Annotated in this window: 8 protein-coding genes; 1 reads left to right on the top strand and 7 read right to left on the bottom strand. The window is 43.8% G+C overall.

Annotated elements, in window-relative coordinates:
- Positions 1 to 153: 153 nt before the first annotated feature.
- The 6 genes from BMX56_RS29560 to BMX56_RS29530 all read right to left on the bottom strand — a co-directional run bounded on the left by BMX56_RS29560 (position 154) and on the right by BMX56_RS29530 (position 4,434).
- Positions 154 to 1,047 (bottom strand): alpha/beta hydrolase, encoded by an 894-nt coding sequence (locus BMX56_RS29560; protein WP_090653332.1) that lies wholly within the window; start codon positions 1,045 to 1,047, stop codon positions 154 to 156.
- A gap of 612 nt (positions 1,048 to 1,659) precedes the next feature.
- Positions 1,660 to 2,322, bottom strand: coding sequence for an ankyrin repeat domain-containing protein (locus BMX56_RS29550; RefSeq protein WP_090653330.1), 663 nt, complete (start codon positions 2,320 to 2,322; stop codon positions 1,660 to 1,662).
- Between the two features lie 15 nt (positions 2,323 to 2,337).
- Complete coding sequence (locus BMX56_RS29545) at positions 2,338 to 2,931, bottom strand: hypothetical protein (protein WP_090653329.1); 594 nt, start codon at positions 2,929 to 2,931, stop codon at positions 2,338 to 2,340.
- 48 nt (positions 2,932 to 2,979) lie between these two features.
- Positions 2,980 to 3,348 (bottom strand): hypothetical protein, encoded by a 369-nt coding sequence (locus tag BMX56_RS29540; RefSeq protein WP_090653328.1) that lies wholly within the window; start codon positions 3,346 to 3,348, stop codon positions 2,980 to 2,982.
- Positions 3,348 to 3,830, bottom strand: coding sequence for an NADH-quinone oxidoreductase subunit B (locus BMX56_RS29535; RefSeq protein WP_090653327.1), 483 nt, complete (start codon positions 3,828 to 3,830; stop codon positions 3,348 to 3,350). The genes BMX56_RS29540 and BMX56_RS29535 overlap by 1 nt, the downstream gene beginning before the upstream one ends.
- Positions 3,823 to 4,434, bottom strand: a complete 612-nt coding sequence (locus tag BMX56_RS29530) for an NADH-quinone oxidoreductase subunit A (RefSeq protein ID WP_090653326.1) — start codon at positions 4,432 to 4,434, stop codon at positions 3,823 to 3,825. The genes BMX56_RS29535 and BMX56_RS29530 overlap by 8 nt, the downstream gene beginning before the upstream one ends.
- Between BMX56_RS29530 and BMX56_RS29525 the strand changes: the two genes are divergently transcribed.
- Positions 4,433 to 5,647, top strand: coding sequence for a BaiN/RdsA family NAD(P)/FAD-dependent oxidoreductase (locus BMX56_RS29525; RefSeq protein ID WP_090653325.1), 1,215 nt, complete (start codon positions 4,433 to 4,435; stop codon positions 5,645 to 5,647). The genes BMX56_RS29530 and BMX56_RS29525 overlap by 2 nt on opposite strands.
- Before the next feature lie 176 nt (positions 5,648 to 5,823).
- Here the strand turns inward: BMX56_RS29525 and BMX56_RS29520 are convergent, their stop codons facing one another.
- Positions 5,824 to 6,705, bottom strand: coding sequence for a glycosyltransferase family protein (locus BMX56_RS29520; protein WP_090653324.1), 882 nt, complete (start codon positions 6,703 to 6,705; stop codon positions 5,824 to 5,826).
- Positions 6,706 to 6,865: the final 160 nt, after the last annotated feature.

Below are 6,865 nucleotides of genomic sequence, written 5' to 3'. Positions count from 1 at the left end.
CCTTGGAGCATTTAAATCAATTTCATTTAAATGCTTTTAACTGGTAAATACCTTTGAGTACGTTGTGGTAAGGGACTTAGTGAATTTTCAACAGCCGGCTGCCTGTTCAAAATAGGTTTTAGATGGATGTTTTTCCTTTGGAAGCAAAAAAAACTATTTCAAATACTCGTCCAGCCAGGCAAACACTTTGTTCCTTACATCTTCGGCATCAAACATTACCCCGTAATGCGGGGCGTTGGGTACAATAATCAATTCGTTTTTTACGCCGGCAAGTTTGAGGTGCAAACTGAGCGAAATAGATTGGCCGGGATTTACAGATTCGTCTTTTTCGCCCTGTACAATCAGGAATGGCGGGTCGTTTTTATCAACATAAGTAACCGGACTGGCTATTTTTGCCAGGTCGGGCCGGTCGAACACCCTGGCGCCTAACAGCAGCGTTAGCGGGCTGTTGGGATCTGTTGATTCATTCCCTTTTATCGACAGAAAATCCGACGGGCCATAAAAATCAAGTACCAGCTTAATTTTAAACGAAGGCTTTTTGCCATCAGCATAAAATGCTTTAATATTATCGTTATTAGATAGCCCCATAAGCGAAGCCAGGTGCCCACCTGCCGAAAACCCAATGAGGGCGATTTTATCCTTATCCAGTTTGTATTTAGCTGCGTGCTGGTATAAAAACTCCACTGCGCGGTTACAATCCTGAATTTGCGCAGGGAAAGGCGCGGTTGTGCTATGGCGATAATCTATCGAGGCTATGGCATATCCCTTATCAATAAAACCTTTAAGGGTTTCGGTCATGTAGCCCATATCGGCATATTTATCATTCAGCATCCAGGCGCCGCCATGTACCCAAACAATAAGCGGGTAACTGCTTTTTACTACCGGCGGCAGGTAAATATCCAGCAGGTGTTTTTTTAACGTATCGCCGGCGTAGTTAATATCGCCATAGAGCACCGTCCCCTTGGGGAAAAATGGTTGCTTGGGGGTGGATGTTTGGGCGATAGCGCAATTGCTAAACAGCAGGAATAAAACGATAAGTTTTTTCATAATTTATTGGTTGATTAAAGATAGGTTTTAGATAGCTGTTTTTCACCCACAAAATTCTTGTAACCTTTGAATTTAGCGAAACAACGGCCAACGGCGGCCCGGAGGTGATAAAAAGGGGTAATTGCAAGATTGAACCCGGAGGGGTAGCCGACTCATTTGTAATCGAAACGAGGTACGAGTGAGAAATCTTATACGCCCTGCATTCTGAAAAGCTTATTTATACAGGGTGTATAAGATTTTTCGCTACGCTCAAGAGGCAGTTTTCTCTTCGTGCTACCATGTATGTTTTGTCTTGTTCCTCGTATGACAAGTCTGTAATTCGCTGATTTCTAACTATGATATATTATAAATAACCCCTTTGTCATTCTGAACGTAGTGAAGAATCTATTAACCGACAGGCATCGCCGACAGAAAAGTTCGCGAATAGATCCTTCGCTACGTTCAGGATGACAATTACCTTATTGAATGTCATTCTCCCTTCAGGGTTTCGCGAAACTTTACAACTACCCATGATATATTGGAATTTACATAGGCATTCGTTTGACCGCTTCCGTTGTAAGTTGCTTCTCAAATTGATCGGGGGACTATAAGGACCTTCTTGGTTTTTAATTATCATTCTTCACCCGGCATCGGCTCGTTTAAAAACCCTTTGAATACCGACCACGACACCTTGTCAAAATTTTCATTAGTAGCTATTTTTCCTCCAAACGATGTCAATAGTTCTTCAATCTCGTTAAGCCCAAAATCCGCTGCGCTCCATTTAGGTGTGTAGCCGTCCGAGCAAAGAACGTTGGGGTTAGCTCCTTTGCTAAGTAGTAATTCAACAATATCCAAATCTCCCCTCATCACCGCCCAATGCAAAGGCGAATTACCCAACTCATCAAGTTCATTTAAATCAGTATCCGGAGTAAGCACAGCTTTAACATTCTCTATGTCTCCGCTCAATACCTGCTGATGAAATAGAAATTTTATCACCGCAGCGGTTTTCTGAGGATTATCGCGAACCAACTCCTGCATAAAGGAATATTCTTCAGCAGGTAACCTCATCTTCGCTGCAATATCGCTTATCAATAAATATACCTCGTTATCTATCTCGATATTATACTCATGCATTTGGGTTATCAGGATATCGAAGCATAATCCATACTCGTTATATTCCAGGTATTCTTTTGAGTTATCTAAATCGCGCTGATTAAGCCCCAATATTTCCGCAATACGGAGCAATGATAGTACCTGATCTTTTAAGCTTTTCTTTTTCTTAAACCAGTTAAACATATCTGCTTGTCAATTTTATTTCGTTATCAATGCATATGATAACCCGCAAATTAAAACCACCAATAAAATTAACCAGGAAATTCCGCTAAAGTTGTCGATGAGGTAAAGAATGCCGTCCCATTTTGGTTTTCTCACTTTTCCTTCCTTCCGTTTTAATTTGTTAAATACTACAACGAAAATGTCAAAGTCTAACTCACCGATACTATTCAATTTTATTTGTCTTCCATCTGTGAAATTGAATGTGGTAGTTACATTAACAAATATTGTTGCCATTTGCCGCGAACTACCAACCAAAGCCTCGATTTTTTTTGAGTTTTGAGATACACTTTTAACTTCTGAAAACGAGAAACTATTTTTAAAAGGGAGTAAAAAATAGCTGATAATAAGACTATCCGCAGTAAGTTTCACCCTTTTGACAGTAATGAACAAATAAAAAAAAACTAAAGAAACCGCAAGAAACAACAGGAAAAAAAACAGAGCCATCTTACCTTTTGCAATTACATATTGCGACCAGGCCAGCCAGGATAAAAGCGCGAATAAAGCAGCACCCAGGAATGTTACTGATATAATAAAAAGCTTTGGTGATGATTTATAAAGTACTTCGGCCATATACGTGCAGACATTTATTGCGCCTTTATCAAACCAATTAAACAAATTTTAGTAATCCTTTTCCAGCTCCGAAATAGCCAACTCCGGATTGTCAACCGAGCATTTAAGCCAAACAGAATCCCCTTTATCTAAATCGTTGGGATTCTTGTCCCAACCACCATCATATTCATATGTGGTTCCGTTAACAACAAAATTAATCCGGACACTGTGTCCTTTGAACGAAGATAGTTTTGTTATCACTCCCTTCAAATATAGGGGATGCTTACGAATCTCAACAACCTTAGCTGCTTTATCTTTGTCGACCTTTTTTACTAAAATAAACAAACCGCCAACTAAAATAATGGCGATCACTAAAACAGTGATATTGTTTTTAAATTGATTTTTTTTGTTTGTTGTCTTCACTGAAGCGATTTTCATTACGCCCCTATTAACCTTTCCCCTTCAATCTTCTTCTGCAATTCCAAAATTGCGCCAATCAAAGCTTCGGGGCGTGGCGGGCAGCCTTGTACGTACACATCAACCGGGATCACTCTGTCAACTCCCTTTACCACGTGGTAGCCGTGCTGCCAGTAGGGGCCGCCGCAGTTGGAGCATGAGCCCATGCTGATTACGTACTTGGGCTCGGGCATTTGCTCGTACAGGCGCTTGATGCGTTCGGCCATTTTAAAGGTAACGGTGCCGGCTATAATAATAACATCGGCCTGGCGGGCTGATGGGCGGGGGAATACGCCAAAACGGTCAAGATCATACGTAGATGCCATGGAACCCATCATTTCAATAGCGCAGCAGGCTATCCCAAAGCTTAGGGGCCACAGGGATGATAAACGCGCCCAGTTAAGCAGGTCGTTCATTTTGGTGATCACTACACCGCCGTCTTCACTGGTTATATCGCTACTCATTTGTGGGCTTTTTAAAGGTGGGTTTAAACATGGGCTTGCGTACCGGGGCCGCCTCCGCAGGTGTTTCGGCAGCAACAGGCTCCGGTGCAACAGGTTCGCTGGTCATGCTAAATGGTTTTACAACAAATTTGCCTTGCTCCAGGTTCAATCGTTGGTAAAACGATAGCGGGATGTTTACATCGGTTGTTGGCACGGTTGGTTTGGCTTTTATCCATTCCAAATCACCTTTGGCCCAAACGTAAACCAGGCCTAATATCAGGATCCCTAAAAAGATAAACATTTCGGCCAGCGAGAACCATCCCCAGCGGTTATCGGCAGCAATCAGCTCGTGGTTGCCAAAAACGGTAGCCCAGGGGAACACAAACACCATCTCGACATCGAACAATAAAAATATTAACGCGATAACGTAAAAACGCGAATTGAAGGGCAGCCAGGCATTGCCGGTAGGCTCTTCGCCACATTCATAGGAAGTTAGCTTCTCGTAATTGGGGTTGCTGGGGGCCAGTAACCGGTTGAAAAAAAATATCACGCACACCATTATTATCCCGGTGATAAGAAAGATGAGTATCTTTCCAAATTCTGATATTTGCGAAACCTCGGTCATGACTACAAAATTAACAAAACAAACAGATTTTGACGCAATAATTATTGGCGGCGGCGCCTGCGGCCTCATGTGCGCGGTGCAAGCCGGCTTTTTAGGCAAGCGTACCCTGGTACTGGAAAAGGCCGACCGTGTAGGAGCAAAGATCCTGATAAGTGGTGGCGGCCGCTGTAATTACACCAACCTGTACGCTACCGACCAACAATTTATATCGCAAAATCCACACTTTTGTAAATCAGCATTTTCGCAATGGACGGTGGACGATACCATCAGTTTTTTTGAAACCTACGGCATAACAGGTAAAGAAAAAACTTTGGGCCAGCTATTTCCCGAAAGTGATAAAGCAAAAGATATAGTTGAAGTGTTCACCAATCTTTGTGCCGATATGGAACAGGATATCTGGTGCAATGCCGAGGTGAAGATGGTTGAAAAAACTGACGATGGTTTTACCGTTAGGGTTGAGGTTAACGGCAAACAGGAATTTTTAAGCGCGCCAAGTGTGGTTGTAGCCGCCGGCGGTTTGCCGATCCCCAAAATGGGAGCTACCGATTTTGGATTACGCACTGCCCGCCAGTTCGATTTAAAAATAGCCGATACCGCCCCCGCCCTGGTGCCGCTTACCATTACCGGCAAGGATCAGCCCTGGTTTGAGCAGCTGAGCGGCAACAGCATTTTCTGCCGCGTTTGGAACGACAGGATCAGCTTTGAAGAAAATATATTGTTTACCCATTGGGGATTAAGCGGCCCGGCCATATTGCAGATCTCATCCTACTGGAAACCCGGCGAAACTATATACATCGACCTGCTCCCCAACCAAAATATTGCCGACCTTATTCAGCAGGAAAAAGAAGCCAACGGCAAAAAAATGCTGCTGGCCTACCTGGCCGGCCTATACACCCGCAAATTTGCCGAGGCCCTGAGCGATAGGTTGCCTGTAGAGAAAAACCTGGCATCGCTCACCAAAACCGAAATTGAAGATATTAGTCAATTAATCCACGGTTTTAAAGTAAAACCCGCCGGTGATAAAGGCTACGACAAAGCCGAAGTAATGCGCGGCGGCGTATCCACCGACGAGTTATCGTCCAAAACCCTTGAAGCTAAAAAAGTCCCCGGCCTGTTCTTCGGTGGCGAATGTGTGGATGTAACCGGCTGGCTTGGCGGCTACAATTTTCAATGGGCCTGGGCCAGCGGGTTTGTGATTGCGCAGAATATGTAGTTCTTTTTTTAATTCCCTCCCCACGGGAGGGGTGCGGTTGAATCGTGTGCAAAGACAGGGAGGGGTTTATGCGCTATGCCACGAATTATTCGGGTATAACAAGCATTGACGAAACCACTACCTCCTCCTTCCCCAAGGAAGGAATCGCACAGGCCTCGCTTTTAAAGCCGAGAAACCTACCGCTCCACTATCTCATAATTCCTATACTCTCCAATCCGCCATCCGGTATATTTCTCTACAAACTGTAAAAATTTACGCCTAAAAGTCATCGCTTTGCGCAACTCTTTTGTGCTAAAATCAATATTCCAGTTGGTAGCGGTAATGCGTTTTTGTATGGGGGCCGGGTGGGTGCCTGTAAAGCGTACCAATTTATCGGCGTTGCTGTAATCAAACTCAAAAGTTTCGGGCAGGTTTTGCTCCATCCAGGCATCGTCATGGTAAAACTTGTTGAAGTTGCGGATCTTGTTATTCAATCCCTGTGGGGGTTTGGCCCAGCCGTAGTGGTATATGTACGCATCAATCAGCTTTACTTTTATCTTCCGGTCGTTAAGGCGGAAACCCTGCGCGTCCCGGTAAGCATGTATGCCTTTGATGTTTTTTACCAGGCGGATCTCGCGGCGGTACCACCTGCGCGAATCGCCGTAGTAATCATAGGAGCCGTAAAAATGAAGATATTTAAACAATAGGCCTTCTATATTTGGCTTATTCAGCGCATCTTCCATCTCCTTTTTGATAAGGGGGTGATATTTTTCGTGTACCGCCTCATCGCCCTGGATATAAAATGCCCAGTCGCTATCCGGCGATATGGCCGCAAAAGCCTTATCCGTTTCTACTGCAAACACACGGCCGCCATCTTTCAGCGAATCGTCCCAAATGGTATCGATGATCTTGATTTTTGGCGATCCGATGGCCTCGATCAGTTCGCGCGTTCCGTCATCCGAGTTGCCAGCTGCTACTATAAACTCATCGCAAAGGGGCAAAATGGAGTTGATGGCCTCAACAATAGGATAATCGTTTTTAACCGCGTTTCTGATAAAGGTAAATCCGGATACTTTCATTAAGGCAAAGGTAATACAGTAGTCCAAATAATATCGAATAATGAATTTTGAATGTCCAACACCGAAGTCTTCTGTTCATTATTCGACATTCAGTGTTCGATATTAAATCATTTTAGATTTTTAACTTAATGACATTAGGATATCGGCGTATGAGCACACA

Origin of the sequence: Mucilaginibacter sp. OK283 (assembly GCF_900110415.1) — a bacterium.
Lineage (GTDB): Bacteria > Bacteroidota > Bacteroidia > Sphingobacteriales > Sphingobacteriaceae > Mucilaginibacter.
This window is presented reverse-complemented; position numbering and strand designations above follow the sequence as displayed.

Excerpts from the sequence above, each read along its gene's own strand:
- BMX56_RS29525 (WP_090653325.1), top strand. The coding sequence starts at position 4,433 with ATGACTACAAAATTAACAAAACAAACAGATTTTGACGCAATAATTATT.
- BMX56_RS29540 (WP_090653328.1), bottom strand. The coding sequence starts at position 3,348 with ATGAAAATCGCTTCAGTGAAGACAACAAACAAAAAAAATCAATTTAAA.
- BMX56_RS29545 (WP_090653329.1), bottom strand. The coding sequence starts at position 2,931 with ATGGCCGAAGTACTTTATAAATCATCACCAAAGCTTTTTATTATATCA.
- BMX56_RS29520 (WP_090653324.1), bottom strand. The coding sequence starts at position 6,705 with ATGAAAGTATCCGGATTTACCTTTATCAGAAACGCGGTTAAAAACGAT.
- BMX56_RS29560 (WP_090653332.1), bottom strand. The coding sequence starts at position 1,047 with ATGAAAAAACTTATCGTTTTATTCCTGCTGTTTAGCAATTGCGCTATC.
- BMX56_RS29530 (WP_090653326.1), bottom strand. The coding sequence starts at position 4,434 with ATGACCGAGGTTTCGCAAATATCAGAATTTGGAAAGATACTCATCTTT.
- BMX56_RS29535 (WP_090653327.1), bottom strand. The coding sequence starts at position 3,830 with ATGAGTAGCGATATAACCAGTGAAGACGGCGGTGTAGTGATCACCAAA.
- BMX56_RS29550 (WP_090653330.1), bottom strand. The coding sequence starts at position 2,322 with ATGTTTAACTGGTTTAAGAAAAAGAAAAGCTTAAAAGATCAGGTACTA.